Raw genomic sequence first — 15914 nt, forward strand, 5'->3', positions numbered from 1 at the left:
CATATGTCATGAAACGGAAATTCAGCCTGTCCCCAGCCGTGTCATCCACGGCCGGCGCCGCCCGGTAGCGCGCCGTCCGGTGCCGCTTGCGGCGACCGGCGCGCGCCGGTCGTGGCAAGCGGGCGATGCGCAAAGCCGCCGGCGGTGGGCGAGCGGGCGACGTTCCTTGCATCAGCTTCGCGCTGGGCGGAGCGGTCCCGTGCGCGCGGGGGATAGGTGGGCTCGCCCCCTGTGGTCTGCCAGTCCGCGGATCGCGTCACGGCACATGTCTTGTCGGCCCGGAGCCGGGGAGCGACGGGTAGTCCGGCCGGGGGGGCGGTGGGACGACGGGCGGCTCATGCGCCGATGTCGCAGACCCTCCACGGCCTGGACCGTCGCGGCCGGGGTCGCAGGCGGTCTGCTGACCGGCGCCGAGCTCCTGTCGTGACCATACGCTCGCGGCCGGCCCGGAACGGCGCCAGCCACTTGTCGGCCGTACGCTCCGAAACCCCCGCAGCGTCGGCCGCGGCGCCGGCGCGCGAGCCCTCATCGCACACCCGCCTCACCAGAAGGATTCGACCATGAACGGTCATCCGCGCATTCTCGTGCATGTTCATCCGGGCGCTCCGGTCAGGGTTGGTTGGCTTCGCAACCCCAGCCTCACATCCCGGACCTGGATGAACACTCTTCATAGCTTGCACAGCTAGATGGTGCCCGAGCCTTCTTCCCCAGCCGGAGCCGCCGGGCTCACGGAGAGGCGGCGGTGCTGGCTCAGGCCGGGGCGCGGCCCGGGGCCCGGCGCGGGAACCCTCGGGCCCTGCCGCACCCCGCGCCATCCTTCCATCCCGAGACAGCGGTACGGCGCCTCAAGACCTCGGACGCCGCCGGCAAGTCCCCTTCAGCCCTCGCGCGGCGGCTTGGGGGCGAGGGAAGGCTCCTCGCCGTCCTCGTCGTCGTTTTCCGTGACCGGGATCGCATAGACCCCGGTCAGCCAGCGGTTGAGATCGACATCGGCGCAGCGCGCAGAGCAGAAAGGGCGGTACTTTTCAACCATCGGCTTGCCGCAGATCGGGCAGGGCTTGCCGCCGGCGGCACTGGCGGCGCTCATTCCGGGTGGCCCCAGCGCTTGTAGACCGGGAAACGCTCGCCCCCCAGCAGCGCCACGGTTTCCGCCAGCGGCAGGCCGACCACATTGGTGTAGGAACCGACCAGCTTGACCACGAACACGCCGGCGAGGCCCTGAATGGCGTAGCCGCCGGCCTTGCCCTCCCATTCGCGCGACGCGATGTAGGCGTCCATTTCTTCGCGCGAGAGGCGCTTGAAGCGCACCCTTGTCTCGACAAGGCGCGTGCGCACGCCGCCCTTCGGCGTCATCAGCGCAAGGCCGGTATAGACGCGGTGGGCGCGGCCGGAGAGCAGGCGCAGGCAATCCGCCGCCTCTTCGGCAATGTCCGGCTTGGGCAGGATGCGGCGTCCCACCGCCACCACCGTGTCGGCGGCGAGCAGGAAAGCGCCCTCATGCTGGTCCATGGCGCGGCGGCGCGCATCGGCGGCGTCCAGCTTCTCGCGGGCCAGCCGCAGCGCCAGCCGGCGGGGCAGTTCGCCGCGCTCGGGCGTCTCGTCAATATCGGCGGGCAGAAGGGCGTCGGGTTCGATTCCGGCCTGGGCCAGCAGCGCCAGGCGGCGCGGCGAACCCGAGGCCAGCACCAGTGTCGGGCGGGCGCTCACGCGGTCACTCCTTTGCGCCGGCGGGCCGGCGGGGCAATCGGCCGGCAGGCTAGAGCATGTGGGGGGAAAACGGAACGGCCTTGCCGCCGCCGGCTCATTTCGGCCGGAAGCGGGCGCGGATCCGCCGTTCCAGCTCGTCGCGAACCTCGCGATAGGCGTCGAGCCGCTGCTCGCGGTTGCCGCTGGCGAGCGTCGGGTCGGGCGTCGGCCAGTATTCCACGTCGATGGCGTTGGTGCGGGTCAGCTCCAGCGCGCGGTGATGGGCATCGGGCGAAAGGGTGATGACGAGATCGAAGCCGAGCCCCTCATTCTCTTCCAGTTCCTCCAGCGTCTGCGGCCGGTGGCGGGAGAGGTCGAGCCCCACTTCGTCGATGGCGGCGGTGACGAACGGGTCGGTCTCGCCCTTCATCACCCCGGCGGAGCCGACATAGAGCGAGCGGCCGAACAGATGGCGCGCCAGCACCGCCGCCATGGGGGAGCGCACGCAGTTCTGCCCGCACATGAACAGAACCGATTGCGGCCGCTCGCGGCGTGCGGCCGGCGCGGGGCCGGGGGAGGCGTCGGCGGAGGCGGGCGGCGCCACGCTCAGCCTTTCCAGTGCAGCGCGCAGACCAGCGTGAACAGGCGCCGGGCCGTGCCGAAATCGAGGGCGATCTTGTCCTTCAGCCGCTCGCGCAGCAATTCGGAGGCCTCGTTGTGCAGGCCGCGCCGGCCCATGTCGATGGCTTCGATCTGCGACGGGCTGGCGGTGCGGATGGCGGAATAATAACTCTCGCAAACCATGAAGTAGTCCCGCACCACACGCCGCAGCGGGCTGAGCGAAAGCTGATGCTGCACAACCGGCGCGCCGTCCTCGCGGGTGACATCCAGCACCAGCCGGCCCTCATTCAGCGCGATGGCGAGGCGGTAGGGGCCGGGGGCGGGGTCGCCGAGCGGGGCGAAGCTGTTTTCCGCCAGCAGATCATAGATGGCGACAGCCCGCTCATGCTCGACATCGACATTGGAGCGGCCGATGGAAGCGCCGTCCAGCGTTACCGCCGACAGGCGGCGGGTTTCGGCATGGGGATCCGCGTCGCCCATCGCCGCCCCGTCACAGGTTGAGGCGGATCGCCACCGAGCGGGCGTGGGCGCCGAGCCCTTCCGCCTCGCCGAGCGCGATCGCCGCCGGGCCGAGCGCGCGCAGCTGCTCCGGCCCGCATTTGAGGATCGAGGTGCGCTTCATGAAGTCGAGCACGCCGAGCCCGGAGGAGAAGCGGGCCGAGCGCGCGGTCGGCAGCACATGGTTGGAGCCGCCGACATAATCGCCGATCGCTTCCGGCGTGTGGGCGCCGAGGAAGATCGCGCCGGCATGGTGGATCGCCTCGGCCAGCGTCTCGGCCTCCGCCGCCATGATTTCCAGATGCTCCGGCGCGATGCGGTTGGCCAGCGCCGGCGCCTCATCGAGGCTGCCGAGAAGGATGACCGCGCCGAATTCGGCCCAGCTCTTCGCCGCGATGTCGCGCCGGGGCAGGGTGGCGAGCTGGCGCTCCACCGCCGCCACCACGGCATCGGCCAGGGCGGCGTCGTTCGTCATCAGGATCGACTGGGCGGCCGTGTCGTGCTCGGCCTGGGCCAGCAGGTCGGCGGCGATCCAGTCCGGGTTCTGCTCGCCATCGGCAATGACCAGCACCTCGGAAGGGCCCGCCACCATGTCGATGCCCACCGTGCCGAAGACATGGCGCTTGGCGGCGGCGACATAGGCGTTTCCGGGGCCGACGATCTTGGCCACGGGGGCAATGGTCTCCGTGCCATAGGCCAGCGCGGCGATCGCCTGCGCCCCGCCCACGCGGTACACCTCGTCGACCCCGGCGAGCTCCGCGGCGGCGAGCACCAGCGGGTTGAGCACGCCGTCCGGCGCCGGGACCACCATGGCGAGGCGGGCGACGCCCGCCACCTTGGCCGGCACCGCGTTCATCAGCACGGAGGAGGGGTAGGCCGCCGTGCCGCCGGGCACATAGAGCCCGACCGCGTCCACCGGCGTCCAGCGATGGCCGAGCTCGACGCCGGCGGCGTCGACATAGCGCCCGCTTGTCGGCAGCTGGCGCGCGTGATGGGCACGGATGCGCTCATGGGCGAAGCTCAGCGCCTCCAGCGTCGCGGCATCGCAGGCGCGGCGGGCGGCGGCGATCTCGTGCGCCGTCACCCGTATGCCGCGCGTGCCGAGGTCCACCCGGTCGAAGGTCTTGGAAAAGGCGATCAGCGCCTCGTCGCCGCGCTGGCGCACGGCGTCGATGATCTGCGCCACCGCCTCAGCCACATCGGCCGACACTTCGCGCTTGGTGCCGAGAAAGGCGCGGAAGCGCTCGGAGAAATCGGGCGAGCGTGTGTCGAGGCGAAGCGGCATGGCGGGGTCCTACGGGTCGGCAAGCGGCACGTCGGCGGCGGCTTCCCTGCCGGCCGTCGCCCCGACGCCGCAGGGGGCGTCAGGTCGCGCGGGGCGCCGCTGCCTGTTCTCCTGTCCTATCGCAACCGGGCTTGCCGAAGACAAGGACATTCGCAAGGAGCGCGCGCGGCGGGCGTGGCGCTCTCACGCCTCGTGGCAGGGCGTTCCCTTGGCGTCCCAGGCGGGGCCGAGATCTTCCAGCCCGGCTTCCATGCACTCGACATCGAGCTGCACCTCGCCGCCGCCGGAGAACAGGAAGGTGACGATGCCGGAGGGGGCGTCGATCTCCTGGAAAGTGACCGCCAGCAGGTTGAGCACGCCCTGTTTCTTCTTGAGGTCGATGCCGCGCACCCGGGCGCCCAGCACACGCTCGAAGCGGAGCCCCGCCCGGCGGCGCACGCAGGGACCGACGGCCGCCGCCGCCGCGCCAATGGGCGCGTCGGCATCGGCCATTGCCTCGGCCTGGATCGCCTTTTCCCAGTCGAAGCGGTTGGCGAGCAGCACGAAGCGCCGCTCCTTCGGCAGGAAGGTCATGTCGCCGATCGCGACCACTGCGTCCTGCAGATGCACCGAGAGGACCGCGAGGTCCTCGCTGTCCAGCGCCACCAGCTTCAAACCGGCCATGTCATTCTCTCCGCCGCCTCACTCGCGGCACAGATGGCGCCGCAGCCCCGCTCCGGCAAGGGGTTGCGGAAGACCAAGGGGCTGCGGAAGACTGCGTAGCCGGGCTCAGCCCGCCAGGCGCTCGATTTCGGCGCCACAGGCGGAGAGCTTCTCCTCCAGCCGCTCGAAGCCGCGATCGAGGTGATAGACGCGGTGGATCATGCTCTCGCCCTCGGCGGCGAGCGCGCCGATGACCAGCGACACCGAGGCGCGCAGATCCGTGGCCATGACCGGGGCGCCCTTCAGCCGCTCCACTCCCTCGATGGTGGCGGTCTCGCCGTCGAGATGAATGCGGGCGCCGAGCCGGGCGAGCTCCTGCACATGCATGAACCGGTTCTCGAAGATCGTCTCGGTGATGTGCGAGGTGCCGCGGGCCCGGGTGGTCAGCGCCATCAGCTGCGCCTGAAGGTCGGTGGGGAAGCCGGGGAAAGGCTCGGTCGTCACCGTCACCGGGGAGATGCCGGCGCCGTTGCGCTTCACCCGCAGCCCCTCATTGGAAACGGAAATTTCAGCCCCCGCCTCGCGCAGCGTGTCGAGCGCCGTCTCCAGCAGGTCGGCGCGCGCGCCGGAGAGCAGCACGTCGCCCCCGGTCATCGCCACCGCCATGGCATAGGTGCCGGTCTCGATACGGTCGGGCAGCACGCTGTGGCGCGCGCCGCGCAGCCGCGGCACGCCGGTGATGCGGATGGTCGAGGTGCCCTGTCCCTCGATGCGCCCGCCCATGGCGTTGATGCAGTCGGCGACATCGACGATCTCCGGTTCGCGCGCGGCGTTCTCGATGACCGTCTCGCCGTCGGCGAGGCTCGCCGCCATCAGCGCGGTATGGGTGGCGCCGACCGTCACCTTCGGGAAGACGATGCGCCCGCCCTTCAGCCCCTTCGGCGCGCGGGCCAGCACATAGCCCGCGTCGATCTCGATCTCGGCGCCCAGCGCTTCCAGCGCCGCGATATGCAGGTCGACGGGGCGCGTGCCGATGGCGCAGCCGCCGGGCAGCGAGACCTTGGCCTCGCCCATCCGCGCCAGCAGCGGGCCGATGACCCAGAAGCTCGCCCGCATCTTGGACACCAGCTCATAGGGCGCGGTGGTGTCGACGATCACCCGCGCGTCGATCTCCAGCGTCTGCCCGGCATTGGCGTCGTCGCCGCGCCGCTTGCCGTTCACCGTGATGTCGATGCCATGATTGCCGAGGATGCGCTGCAGCTGCGAGACATCCGCGAGACGCGGCACATTTTCCAGAATGAGCTTCTCGTCGGTGAGCAGGCCGGCGACCATCAGCGGCAGGGCGGCGTTCTTGGCGCCGGAGATCGGGATCGTCCCGTTGAGCGGATTGCCGCCGACGATGCGGATGCGGTCCATGAGGTCAGGTACTCCTTCAGCGCACGACAGCGGGCGCGACCCGCGCGATCCGGTCGCGTCCGGCGCCTGTCGGCAGCGGCATGTCTGGGCGATGGGGCCGATTCGTGGCGCCCCATCCTTGTTCCCGTCATCTTTAGCGCGGGGCGCGGCCTGCGACAACGCGCGCTCATGCCTCCCCGTCGGAGGGACCTGGCGTCTGCGGCCGCGTCCCAGCGTGCGGCGGCTCGCAGAGGGCGGTCGCCTCGCCCGCCGGCGGAATCTCCCTGCGCCCGCGCGCCTGCTGCTTGCGCCGGGCGAGATTGGCGCGCAGCGCGGCGGCGAGCCGCTCGGCCCGCTCGGTTTCCCCCTCGCCACTCATTCCGCCGCCTCCGCGTCACGTTTCGCCACCGGCACGCCTTGTTGGCCGGTGATCGGAACTTCTACTGTGCCCCGCCTATGGGCGGAAGGGCCGGCCCGCGACCGGCGGGTGAGTGGCCTTGGACGCGCCGCGCCGCTGCGGCTTGTCCACGGCATGCACAGGCTTTGCGGATGGCTTTGGGGATTTGCACGGCGGACGCTTGCGCCGACCGGCACACTGTGGCAAACGTCCCCGCGCCTTGGTGGCCCTGCCCACCAAAAGCGGGCGCTGCGGTAGCTCAGTGGTAGAGCACTCCCTTGGTAAGGGAGAGGTCGAGAGTTCAATCCTCTCTCGCAGCACCATTTTTCCCGAGGAAAATCAGCACTTAAGCGCGAAACCTGTCCCTGCTCCCCCATTCGGCGGAGCGGAACAAACCGTGTTTGTCGCATCGGGACTGGGAGAGAATCCGGGGAGTTCGTTCCCGGGCCGTTCCGGCGTGCACGCGCGAATGAGGGTGGAACCGCCTGACCCCAAAAAGGAAACCCCGCCAAGCGCGGCAACGCTCGCGGGGCAATCCGTAGTGGCAATCATTCCACTTTGCGCCAATCCCAACGGCCGGCCCGAAGTGCTGGGGCGGGCGATCGGCGCCTCCAGGGTGGAGCCGGTCTGGACGGAGTTCCTGCGCAGGCCGATCGGCCGCCGGCCACGCCCGGCTTATGACTGCGGCGGAATCCAGGGCGGCGAGATGCTGATTCCGGCATCCTTCCGCGTCAGCACCACATCGAGATAGATCGAATGCGCCCGGACATCGGCGCACGCCGCTACGAGCTCGGAAATCGGCCCCAGCGTTGCGTTCAGGTCCTCCTCGCGCGTCGCCATCACATGACGCGACGTGTCAAAGTCACTGGACAGTCTGGCGAAATAGTCTCTCAGTTCTGGCAGGCTGTATTCTTTCCAGTGGTGGCCGTATGTCCCTGTCTCCATGATGTCGTTCACGGTGATTCCAAAACCACCACGGCCAGACAGAAGGCGATTTATCTGCGTATCGATTGATCGATGGTAAAGGGCATTTGGCGTGGTGATGATAATCCGCCCACCGGGGCGAAGGATTCGATAGATTTCCTTCCAGAACGGAATTGGATTGAAGGCAATATGCTCGATGATCTCGCAAAAAAGCACGAGATCGACGCTGTTGTCCGGAAGCACAAGGAGGCCATCACCGGTTTCCATGCGGCGCATGGGCAGCAAACTGGCTCCCATGCGCTCAGCCGCCGCGATAACGCTCGGATGCTCCACCAGAGCCGATCCATCGATGCAGGTCACTCTGTGCCCCGCCCGTGCATAAAGAAGGGCGTTGTGCAGCCAGTGGCATCCGACATCGAGGATATCGAGTCTGGCTCCCTGACTGACCGGGGCCATGGCAAATTCATAAGTATACTGAAATCGGCTCCAGTGCGCCTGAAGGTAGCCGGCGTCGGTGTTTCCGCAGTCTGCGAACCATTTCAGAGCCTCTTCGGCGGAAAGATCATTTGAAGAGAAATGACAGGACATGAGATCAAGCCAGATTTACGGGTTAAGATAAAAATTCCGGATCTGCAGTTTCAGTCAATGCCGTTCTGTCAGGACTCATTCTGCGCTGGGTTGACCCCGAGAGATGACATGCATGGCCGATTCCGAGCCTCTGCGCGCCGGGCTCCATTCGCGAGACCCGATCTTCGGACGAAGTGACCAGAACCGGCGCGATCTTTAGCGTTATCTTCTGCGGCGCTTCATCCTAACAGGCTCGGCGCGGCTCGCCGGGGAGCCAGTGTCTTGATGGAGCTTTCCCACAGCATTTTCCGCCGGAGTTCGCGTGCGGGGCTACCATGCCCTCGGCTTCCGGGGATTTGACTTTGCGGAAGACCGCCCCCAATTTCCGGTTATGACGATCGCACGCGCACAGCATCAGCACTTTCGGGTGTGTCCCATCGCGGGACACTAGCCCCCGGCTGGGCCGCCCTGCGCCCTGACGCCGGGGTGCGCGGTCTCAGGCTGTAGGTCGCGAAGCCGCGTTGGGCGGCACAATCCACATCATCGGACCGACGACACGCGCCGCGCGCGCCGCGCTCTGCGTCCATTTCAATCGGAGACTTCAATGGCACTCGCAAGCCGCAAGCCGGCCATCCTCATCACTCGCGACGACCACGCACGCCTGACGAAGCTGGCGGACAGCTATGCGTCCCGCCATCCCGACCTCGCCGATGAGCTCTACACCGAGCTGGATCGGGCGCGGGTTGTCGCCACGCAGAAGCCCGGCTCCCCCTTCGTGCGCCTCGGCTCGCGGTTCAGGTTCACCACGGATGACGGGGACGACCGCACCGTGACGCTCGTTCTCCCCGGCGAGGCCGATATCGCAGCGGGGAAGGTGTCCGTGATGACGCCCATGGGTGTCGCTCTGATAGGGCTTTCTGCGGGACAGTCGATGAAGTGGACGGCCCGTGATGGTGCTGTCCATACGCTCACGGTCGTCGGCGTGGAGGCGGGTGAGGAGGCTGTCATCGACGAGATGGCGGGCGTCGGCTCCTGAGAGGGCCGGCCTCATCCGACAGGCGGTTTACCGGCTCAAGGACGACCGCGCCGAACAGGCGAAGGCGTCGGCGGCATGGGGGCTCCGAGGCGGGGCAGGCTGCCGAGGCGCTCGCTGTACTGCCGGCGCCCATAGCTGATGATGCGGGCCGCTATTGTCCCCATGAGGAGGCCGGCAAGCGCCCCTCCGCCGCTCATGAGAAAGTCGCTCCATGTCGTGGAGCGGCCGGGCGAGAGCTGCTGAAGCACTTCCATGAGGCCGCCAAGGCCGACCAGGGCAAGACCCGCAAGCGCCAGCACCGCGCCCCTGCCCCGGAAGGCGAGCGCCATCAGGCCGCCCGTGCCCCAATAGGCGATGAAGTGGTCGGTGCCATCGGGAATGCCCGTGCGCGGCATTTCCTCAGCAGGGAGCAGGGAGAGGACCACGATGATGAGGACGCAGGCGAACGCCGCCCCATAAAGGAGGCGATTGACGGCGGACGGCACGGGAGCGGGTCTGTTCATGCCTGCGGCCTATAGCAATGCTGTAGCAATTATAGGGCATGGCGGCTCAAAAGGCTGGAGCCGCTGTGCGGGGGTGAGTGCGGATGGCTACGGATTGGGCGATCGCCCTCGCGCCGGCTCAACCGGCCGGTTCAGATCGCGGCCATCGTTGATTCCCGCATGGCGGGGATGAGTGTGGTGAGTGGCGCCGCGTCCCCCGCCGCGCCCCCGCCGGGTTCAGTCCCCGATGCTAGAGACCTTTGGTGATCGCGGTCATGCGGGCGAGGCCGGCCGCGAAGCTGTGATGTTCCTCCACGCGGCGCAGTCCATCGGCCGAAAGCTGCTGCCACAATGGCTCGTCGCGATAGGTGCGAACCACCAGCGCGGCGAAGTCCTCGGGGGCGTCGGCGACCAGAATGCCTGCGTCGCTCCCCAACTGCATACCTTCGGCGGCGATCGAGGTGCAGATGCAGGGCACGCCGTGGGTCAGGCTGGACAGCACCTTGCCCTTCGCGCCGGCGCCATAGCGCAGCGGCGCCACGGTCAGCCGCATGTCCTCGAAGGCGACGCGCAAATCCGGCACGTGACCCACGATCACCAGGCCGGGATCCGTCCGGGCGCTTAGGCAATCGGGCATGTCGGCGCCCATCAGGTGGAACTGCGCCTCCGGCAGTTCTCCGCGGATGCGGGGCCAGATCGCCTCGAGAAAGTGGTGGGCGGCGTCGATGTTGGGCTGGTGTTTATAGCCGCCGATGAAGCCGATATGGCGCCGCGCGGCAAAATCCGCGCTCCGGCCGGCAATGTCGCGGATCAGCGGGAAGGTGTGCACGCGGGCCTCCGGCGCTTCTCTGCGCAGCAGCGTCAGTTCGTCCTCGGAGACGACCAGGGCTGCGTCCGCCTGGCGTACAAGGTGCAGTTCCCTCTCGCGGGTCGCGCGTGCGGCGCCGATCTTGCTCCTGTTGCCTTCGAGACGGCCTTCCCGGCCTTCCCGCACAAAATGCAGGTCCACCGCATTGAAGAGGATCCGTGCGTCTGGGGCGTGCGCGCGTATCGTCTCGTAGAATTGCCCGCCGGCATGCACGCGGGACAGAAAGAAGAGATCGAACAGGAAGCCATTCGCGTGGATGAGATCCTCGAGGTCGCGCGCATAGACATCGTCCACAACGATCGCGCCCATACGCTGGAGCTGCGCCCTGGCCGCTCTCTGAACGGGGCTCAGCGCGCCGGAGCAGAAACTGCCGGTGGCACTGAAATAGACGCTGTATCCGAGCTCCGTGAAGATGCGCACGAAATGGACCGCGTCGATGGAGCCGGAGTCCCGATCGGGCGTGGGATAGGCACCATCGATGAGGAGCACCCGGCGGCGAGCTTCGACGATCGGGATTCCGGCGTATGGGCGTTCCGGGCGCACGGCTGACGCCCCGTCCGGGACGCGGAGAGCACTGGTGCGGGGCACCGCGACTGCAGGAATGTCGAAGGCCTTGGGCAGGGCGCGGTAAGCCTCGCTTTGCATCCAGGGCTGGAGAAAGCGGGGGGGAGCGCCGTTGCGCATGAGCCAGCGATGGAACAGGCGGCGCGGCTTGCCGCTGGTGCGGAACAGCAGGCGGCGCAGGCCCAGCCTCGGCGTGCCGTCACCTTGGAACAGCATCTTGAGTAAGGGCGTGGGGCGGGGGGGAGGGGGCTCAAGCACTTGCGCCGGCTCCTGCCGGCGGAGCGATTCCGTCACGATGCTGTCGAACAGCGCCTGCTGCTCCGTCGCGAAGCGGGCGAGGGCCTCGGCGTCGTCCAGGGGGTCGGGGGCGCCGCCAGCGGGCGGATTTTCGCGGTACCAGCGCAGGACCGCAACGAGCCCCGACGCCCGGACCAGCAGCGGCGCGCGCATGAGGCTCGGCCGCATGTCCGGCAGCCGGATCGCGGGCGCTATAGCCTCGGCATAAAGGCGCCGGCCCTCGCCGATATCGGAAGCGAAGACACAGGGAATGTCGAGCGACAGCGCCGCATCGCGCCATTTGAACGGCAGGTCGATGCTCTTTCCGCTCCAGAAGGCGAAAGGCCGCCGATAGGCCGCTGCGACCAGGCAGGCATGCATGGCCGAAGCCAGGACGAAATCGGCGGAGAAGATGGCGTCGATGACATCTGTGAGCGCCTGCTCGCCGGGCGGGATGTTGGGGCGCACCACCACATCGCAGCCGGAGGCGGCGCGAAGGGCCTCATTGTCGCGCGTGTCATGGAAATGCGGGATGCAAAGGGTTTTTCCGCGCAGCGCGTCCAGTTTTCGCGGGCGGTAAAGTGCCGGAAGGAAAAACGCCGGGTCGCCTTGCGGCACATCGGCGCCAAGTTCGAGTTCGGCGGCGCTCAGCGGCCCTCGCACGGCGCGAATCTCGGTCGATGGCCAGTTTTCCCGCGACAGACCACCGGGTTCGCGCACGCCGCATCCCCAGAACACGACAGGGCGTTCCCTCCCGGCTTGCGGCGGGACAAAGAAGTCGTCGATCGCGCTGCCGATGATGTGGATGCCGGACGTTCCGGGCCGATGGTTAAAGAAGAGGTGCGATGTTAGGTATTCAGAAATATAATCGCCGAAATTCTGCGTATTCTCGCCGAGAAGCCAATAGCGGACGCGAGATTCATCGATCGACATTGCGCAAGATGAGCCTTTTGGGCGCAGAGAAAGATCGGCGAGGCGACGGAGTGTCGACAATGCGAAATATTCTAATCTGCAATTCCTAGGCCACGCACCTCCGGTCGTCAACCGATGGCGCCTGTTTCCCTCCCGCGAGCGGTCGCGTGATAGGGAAAGGGAGGCGATGCGCGCACCGCCTCCCTACCTGTTCCGGGCCTTTGCGGTCCGCCTTCCCGCCGGCCTCCTACATGCGTCGGCGTATGGCGGGGTCAGGCGTTGAAGCCGCCATCCACGGTAAGGGCGGTGCCGCTGATCTGCCGCGCCGCGGGGCTGGCGAGGAAGGCGACCGCGGCTGCGATATCGGCCGGGCTGCCATAGCGACCGAGCGGCGTGAGTGCCCGCATCCCGTCCGCCTGCTCGCCATGGGCGGGGTTCATGTCGGTATCGGTCGCGCCGGGCTGGACGACGTTGACGGTAATGTCCGCCGGCCCGAGCTCGCGGGCGAGGCCGCGCGTGAAGGACAGCAGCGCCGATTTGGTCATGGAATAGACCGTCACGCCGCCGAAGGGTACGCGCTCGCCAAGGCAGGAGCCGATGGAGATGATGCGCCCGCCGGCCTTCAGATGCGGGATCGCCGCCTGCGAGGCCAGCACTACCGCGCGGACGTTCACGTTCAGGAGCGCGTCGATATCGGCGAGGCTGATCTCGGCCACCGGGCCTTGGCGGGCGATGCCGGCATTGTTGACGAGAATGTCGAGACCGCCAAGCCCCGCCACCGCCTCGTCGACCGAGCGCTTCACCGCCGCCGGATCGGCGCTGTCGGCCTGGATCGCCAGACCCCGCCGCCCCAGTGCCTCGATGCTCCGGACCACGTCTCCCGCACGCTCGGCCGAGCGCTCATAGGTGAGCGCGACATCCGCGCCCTTTTCCGCCAGTGCCAGGGCGATGGCCGCGCCGATGCCACGCGAAGCGCCCGTCACCAAGGCGCGCTTTCCTGCGAGTTCACTCATGATCGATCCATTTATATAGTGATTGATACATAAATGGCTAAAGCGATTGATCGGGGCGGTCAAGCCTTTATATATCGAACGATGCAGAATTCAGACGGCCCCGCCCCGAACAGTCCCGCCGGCCCGGCCCGCAGCCGGGGGCGCCCGCGCGCCTTCGATCGGGAGGCGGCTCTGGCGCAGGCCATGCGGCTGTTCTGGACCAAGGGTTATGAGGCGACCTCCGTCGCCGATCTCACCGCCGCCATGGGCATCGGCGCGCCCAGCCTCTATGCCGCCTTCGGCTGCAAGGAAGCGCTTTATGTCGAAGCGCTCGGCCATTACGGGCAGAGCTATGAGGGGCTGGTCTGGGCCGGCTTCACGGCCGCACCGACGGCGCGCGAGGCGATCGCGGCGCTGCTGTTCGATTCCGCTGCGGCGTTGACCGGCTGTCGCGCCGACATTCCCCATGGCTGCATGGTGGCGCTCGCGGCGGTGGATGGCGAGGCGCATCCCGCTCTCTGCGACCGTCTGCGCACCGCCCGCGGAACCACGCTGGAACGGCTCACCGCGCGGCTGGCGCGTGGCGTTGCGGAAGGCGAACTGCCCGCCGGCCTCGATGGCCATTCCCTCGCCCGCTTCATCCAGACCGTGCAGGGCGGCATGTCGCTTCTCGCCCGTGACGGCGTCGGCCGGGCGGAGCTGGAAGCGGTGGCCGAGGTCGCGCTCCAGGGCGTCGAGGCCCGCATCCGGCAAGCGTGTGAGGCCGAGGCCGCTCCCGCCGGGGCGGCGCTCTGATCGACCTCTCCCAGCCTGTTTCTTAGCCGCGCAACGACGTGGCAACAGCGCGCCTTCGGCTCGAAAGCCGGCGGCGGCGATGAAACGAAACGCGCGCCCGGTGCTTATCCCTATCGGAGTAGGTCGGATCGGGACGATGCCACCGCTCCCGGGCCGATGCCCCAGCCACAGGAGACCGAGAGCCGTATGTGTGGAATTGCCGGAGACGTTCGCTTTGATGGATCCTTCGCGGATGCGCGCGCCATTGCGTCCATGATGGATGTGCTCGCGCCGCGCGGACCTGACGGGGCCGGGCTGGAAGCGCGGGGGCCTGTCGCCTTCGGCCATCGCCGCCTGCGCATCATCGATCTCTCTGACAAAGCGGCGCAGCCCATGGTCGACCCCGAACTCGGGCTGACCCTGACCTTCAATGGCTGCATCTACAATTACCCCGAGCTCCGCGCCGCGCTGGAAGCCAAGGGCTACCGCTTCTTCTCGCAGGGCGATACCGAGGTCATCCTCAAGGCCTATCACGCCTGGGGCGAGGCCTGCGTCGAGCGCTTCCACGGCATGTTCGCTTTCGCCATCGCCGAGCGCGACAGCGGGGCGGTGGTGCTGGCGCGCGACCGTTTCGGCATCAAGCCGCTCTACTATACGGAACGAAACAAGCGTCTGCGCTTCGCCTCCAGCCTGCCGGCGCTGCTGGCGGCGGGGGATGTCGATACCTCGATCGACCGCGACGCCCTGCACAATTACATGAGCTTCCACGCCGTGGTGCCGCCGCCGCGCACCATTCTCAAGGGCGTGCGCAAGCTGCCGCCGGCGACGGTGCGCCGCTATGCACCGGACGGGTCCTTCACCGAGCGCGTCTATTGGCGCCCGCCCTATGAACGCCGGCCGGAGGATGCCGCCCTCTCCGCCAATGACTGGCGCGACCGGGTGCTGGACGCGCTGCGCACCGCCGTGCGCCGGCGCATGGTGGCGGATGTGCCGGTGGGCGTGCTGCTGTCCGGCGGTGTGGATTCCTCGATCATCGTCGGCCTGCTGGCGCAGGAGGGCCAGCGCGATCTCGCCACCTATTCCATCGGCTTCGAGGAGGCGAATGGCGAGAAGGGCGACGAGTTCGTCTATTCCGACCTGATCGCGGAGCACTTCGGCGCCAACCACCACAAGATCTTCGTGCCGTCCTCCGATCTGATGGGGGCGCTGCCCGACACCATCCACGCCATGTCCGAGCCGATGGTGTCCTATGACAATATCGGCTTCTACCTGCTCTCCCGCGAGGTCTCGAAGTCGATCAAGGTGGTGCAGTCCGGCCAGGGTGCGGACGAGGTCTTTGCCGGCTATCACTGGTATCCCCCGCTCGCCGACAGTAACGACGTGGTGGCCGATTATGCGCGCGGCTTCTTCGATCGCGACCAGGCCACGCTCGCCCGTCAGCTCGGCCCGCAATGGCTGGCGGACAGCGATGTCAGCCGCAACCTCGTCGCCGCCCATCTGCTGGCGGAGGGCGCGGCGACCCCGGTGGACCGGGCGCTGCGGCTGGATTCGCAGGTGATGCTGGTGGACGATCCGGTGAAGCGGGTCGACAACATGACCATGGCCTGGGGGCTGGAAGCGCGCGTGCCCTTCCTCGACCATGAGCTGGTGGAACTCGCCGCCACCATCCCGCCGGAGTTCAAGTTGGCGCAGGGCGGCAAAGGCGTACTGAAGGAGGCCGCCCGGCTCGTCGTGCCGCACGAGGTGATCGACCGGCCCAAGGGCTATTTCCCGGTGCCGCAGCTCAAATACATCTCCGGCCCCTATCTCGACATGGTGCGCGACGTGCTGGGCTCGCAGGCGGCGCGCGAACGGGGGCTGTTCCGGCAGGACTATCTCGACACGCTGTTCGCCGATCCCGTCTCCCACATCACGCCGCTGCGCGGCTCGGAGCTCTGGCAGGTGGCGCTGCTGGAGATGTGGCTCCAGTCGCACGGCGTCTGAGCGGGAGGGACG

Annotated in this window: 16 protein-coding genes and 1 tRNA gene; 4 read left to right on the forward strand and 13 right to left on the reverse strand. The window is 68.1% G+C overall.

Features of this window, described 5'->3' with window-relative positions:
* Positions 1 to 335 precede the first annotated feature (335 nt).
* The 9 genes from J2S75_RS22495 to J2S75_RS18515 all read right to left on the reverse strand — a co-directional run bounded on the left by J2S75_RS22495 (position 336) and on the right by J2S75_RS18515 (position 6506).
* On the reverse strand, positions 336 to 815 hold the full coding sequence (locus J2S75_RS22495; RefSeq protein ID WP_370874171.1) for a leucine zipper domain-containing protein: 480 nt from the start codon (positions 813 to 815) through the stop codon (positions 336 to 338).
* Between the two features lie 62 nt (positions 816 to 877).
* The gene (yacG, locus tag J2S75_RS18480) at positions 878 to 1087 is read right to left on the reverse strand and encodes a DNA gyrase inhibitor YacG (protein ID WP_307022065.1); all 210 of its coding nucleotides are present in this window, start codon (positions 1085 to 1087) and stop codon (positions 878 to 880) included.
* Positions 1084 to 1707 carry a Maf-like protein gene (locus tag J2S75_RS18485; protein WP_307022067.1) on the reverse strand — a complete coding sequence of 208 codons (624 nt, stop codon included), beginning with the start codon at positions 1705 to 1707 and terminating at the stop codon, positions 1084 to 1086. Before J2S75_RS18485 ends, yacG begins: the two co-directional genes overlap by 4 nt.
* A 94-nt stretch (positions 1708 to 1801) precedes the next feature.
* Complete coding sequence (locus J2S75_RS18490) at positions 1802 to 2209, reverse strand: arsenate-mycothiol transferase ArsC (protein ID WP_244450769.1); 408 nt, start codon at positions 2207 to 2209, stop codon at positions 1802 to 1804.
* An 83-nt stretch (positions 2210 to 2292) separates the two neighbouring features.
* A complete protein-coding gene (locus tag J2S75_RS18495) occupies positions 2293 to 2787 on the reverse strand; it encodes a UPF0262 family protein (protein WP_307022069.1) in 495 nt (164 codons plus the stop codon).
* Positions 2788 to 2797: 10 nt separating this feature from the next.
* Positions 2798 to 4090, reverse strand: a complete 1293-nt coding sequence (gene hisD, locus J2S75_RS18500; protein WP_307022070.1) for a histidinol dehydrogenase — start codon at positions 4088 to 4090, stop codon at positions 2798 to 2800.
* A 183-nt stretch (positions 4091 to 4273) separates the two neighbouring features.
* Positions 4274 to 4753 (reverse strand): DUF2948 family protein, encoded by a 480-nt coding sequence (locus J2S75_RS18505; protein WP_307022072.1) that lies wholly within the window; start codon positions 4751 to 4753, stop codon positions 4274 to 4276.
* Positions 4754 to 4858: 105 nt separating this feature from the next.
* On the reverse strand, positions 4859 to 6148 hold the full coding sequence (murA, locus tag J2S75_RS18510; RefSeq protein WP_244378787.1) for a UDP-N-acetylglucosamine 1-carboxyvinyltransferase: 1290 nt from the start codon (positions 6146 to 6148) through the stop codon (positions 4859 to 4861).
* 166 nt (positions 6149 to 6314) lie between these two features.
* Complete coding sequence (locus tag J2S75_RS18515; RefSeq protein WP_307022075.1) at positions 6315 to 6506, reverse strand: hypothetical protein; 192 nt, start codon at positions 6504 to 6506, stop codon at positions 6315 to 6317.
* A gap of 266 nt (positions 6507 to 6772) precedes the next feature.
* Here J2S75_RS18515 and J2S75_RS18520 point away from each other — a divergent pair.
* Positions 6773 to 6847, forward strand: a tRNA-Thr gene (locus J2S75_RS18520).
* 352 nt (positions 6848 to 7199) lie between these two features.
* Here J2S75_RS18520 and J2S75_RS18525 read toward each other — a convergent pair.
* On the reverse strand, positions 7200 to 8036 hold the full coding sequence (locus tag J2S75_RS18525; protein WP_307022078.1) for a class I SAM-dependent methyltransferase: 837 nt from the start codon (positions 8034 to 8036) through the stop codon (positions 7200 to 7202).
* 583 nt (positions 8037 to 8619) lie between these two features.
* Here J2S75_RS18525 and rnk point away from each other — a divergent pair.
* Entirely contained in the window at positions 8620 to 9051 is a 432-nt protein-coding gene (gene rnk, locus J2S75_RS18530) for a nucleoside diphosphate kinase regulator (protein ID WP_307022080.1), read from the forward strand.
* Positions 9052 to 9086: 35 nt separating this feature from the next.
* On the opposite strand, the gene J2S75_RS18535 is transcribed toward rnk, so the two are convergent.
* The 3 genes from J2S75_RS18535 to J2S75_RS18545 form a co-directional block, all read right to left on the reverse strand.
* A complete protein-coding gene (locus tag J2S75_RS18535) occupies positions 9087 to 9554 on the reverse strand; it encodes a VanZ family protein (protein ID WP_307022082.1) in 468 nt (155 codons plus the stop codon).
* Between the two features lie 229 nt (positions 9555 to 9783).
* Positions 9784 to 12174, reverse strand: a complete 2391-nt coding sequence (locus J2S75_RS18540) for a glycosyltransferase (protein WP_307022084.1) — start codon at positions 12172 to 12174, stop codon at positions 9784 to 9786.
* Between the two features lie 251 nt (positions 12175 to 12425).
* Entirely contained in the window at positions 12426 to 13166 is a 741-nt protein-coding gene (locus J2S75_RS18545; RefSeq protein ID WP_307022086.1) for an SDR family NAD(P)-dependent oxidoreductase, read from the reverse strand.
* 81 nt (positions 13167 to 13247) lie between these two features.
* On the opposite strand from J2S75_RS18545, the gene J2S75_RS18550 reads away from it, so the two are divergent.
* Positions 13248 to 13940 (forward strand): TetR/AcrR family transcriptional regulator, encoded by a 693-nt coding sequence (locus J2S75_RS18550; protein ID WP_307022088.1) that lies wholly within the window; start codon positions 13248 to 13250, stop codon positions 13938 to 13940.
* A 186-nt stretch (positions 13941 to 14126) separates the two neighbouring features.
* Positions 14127 to 15902, forward strand: a complete 1776-nt coding sequence (locus tag J2S75_RS18555) for an N-acetylglutaminylglutamine amidotransferase (protein ID WP_307022091.1) — start codon at positions 14127 to 14129, stop codon at positions 15900 to 15902.
* The last annotated feature ends 12 nt before the right edge of the window (positions 15903 to 15914 follow it).

It is taken from the genome of Ancylobacter polymorphus, from assembly GCF_030813495.1.
GTDB lineage: Bacteria > Pseudomonadota > Alphaproteobacteria > Rhizobiales > Xanthobacteraceae > Ancylobacter > Ancylobacter polymorphus.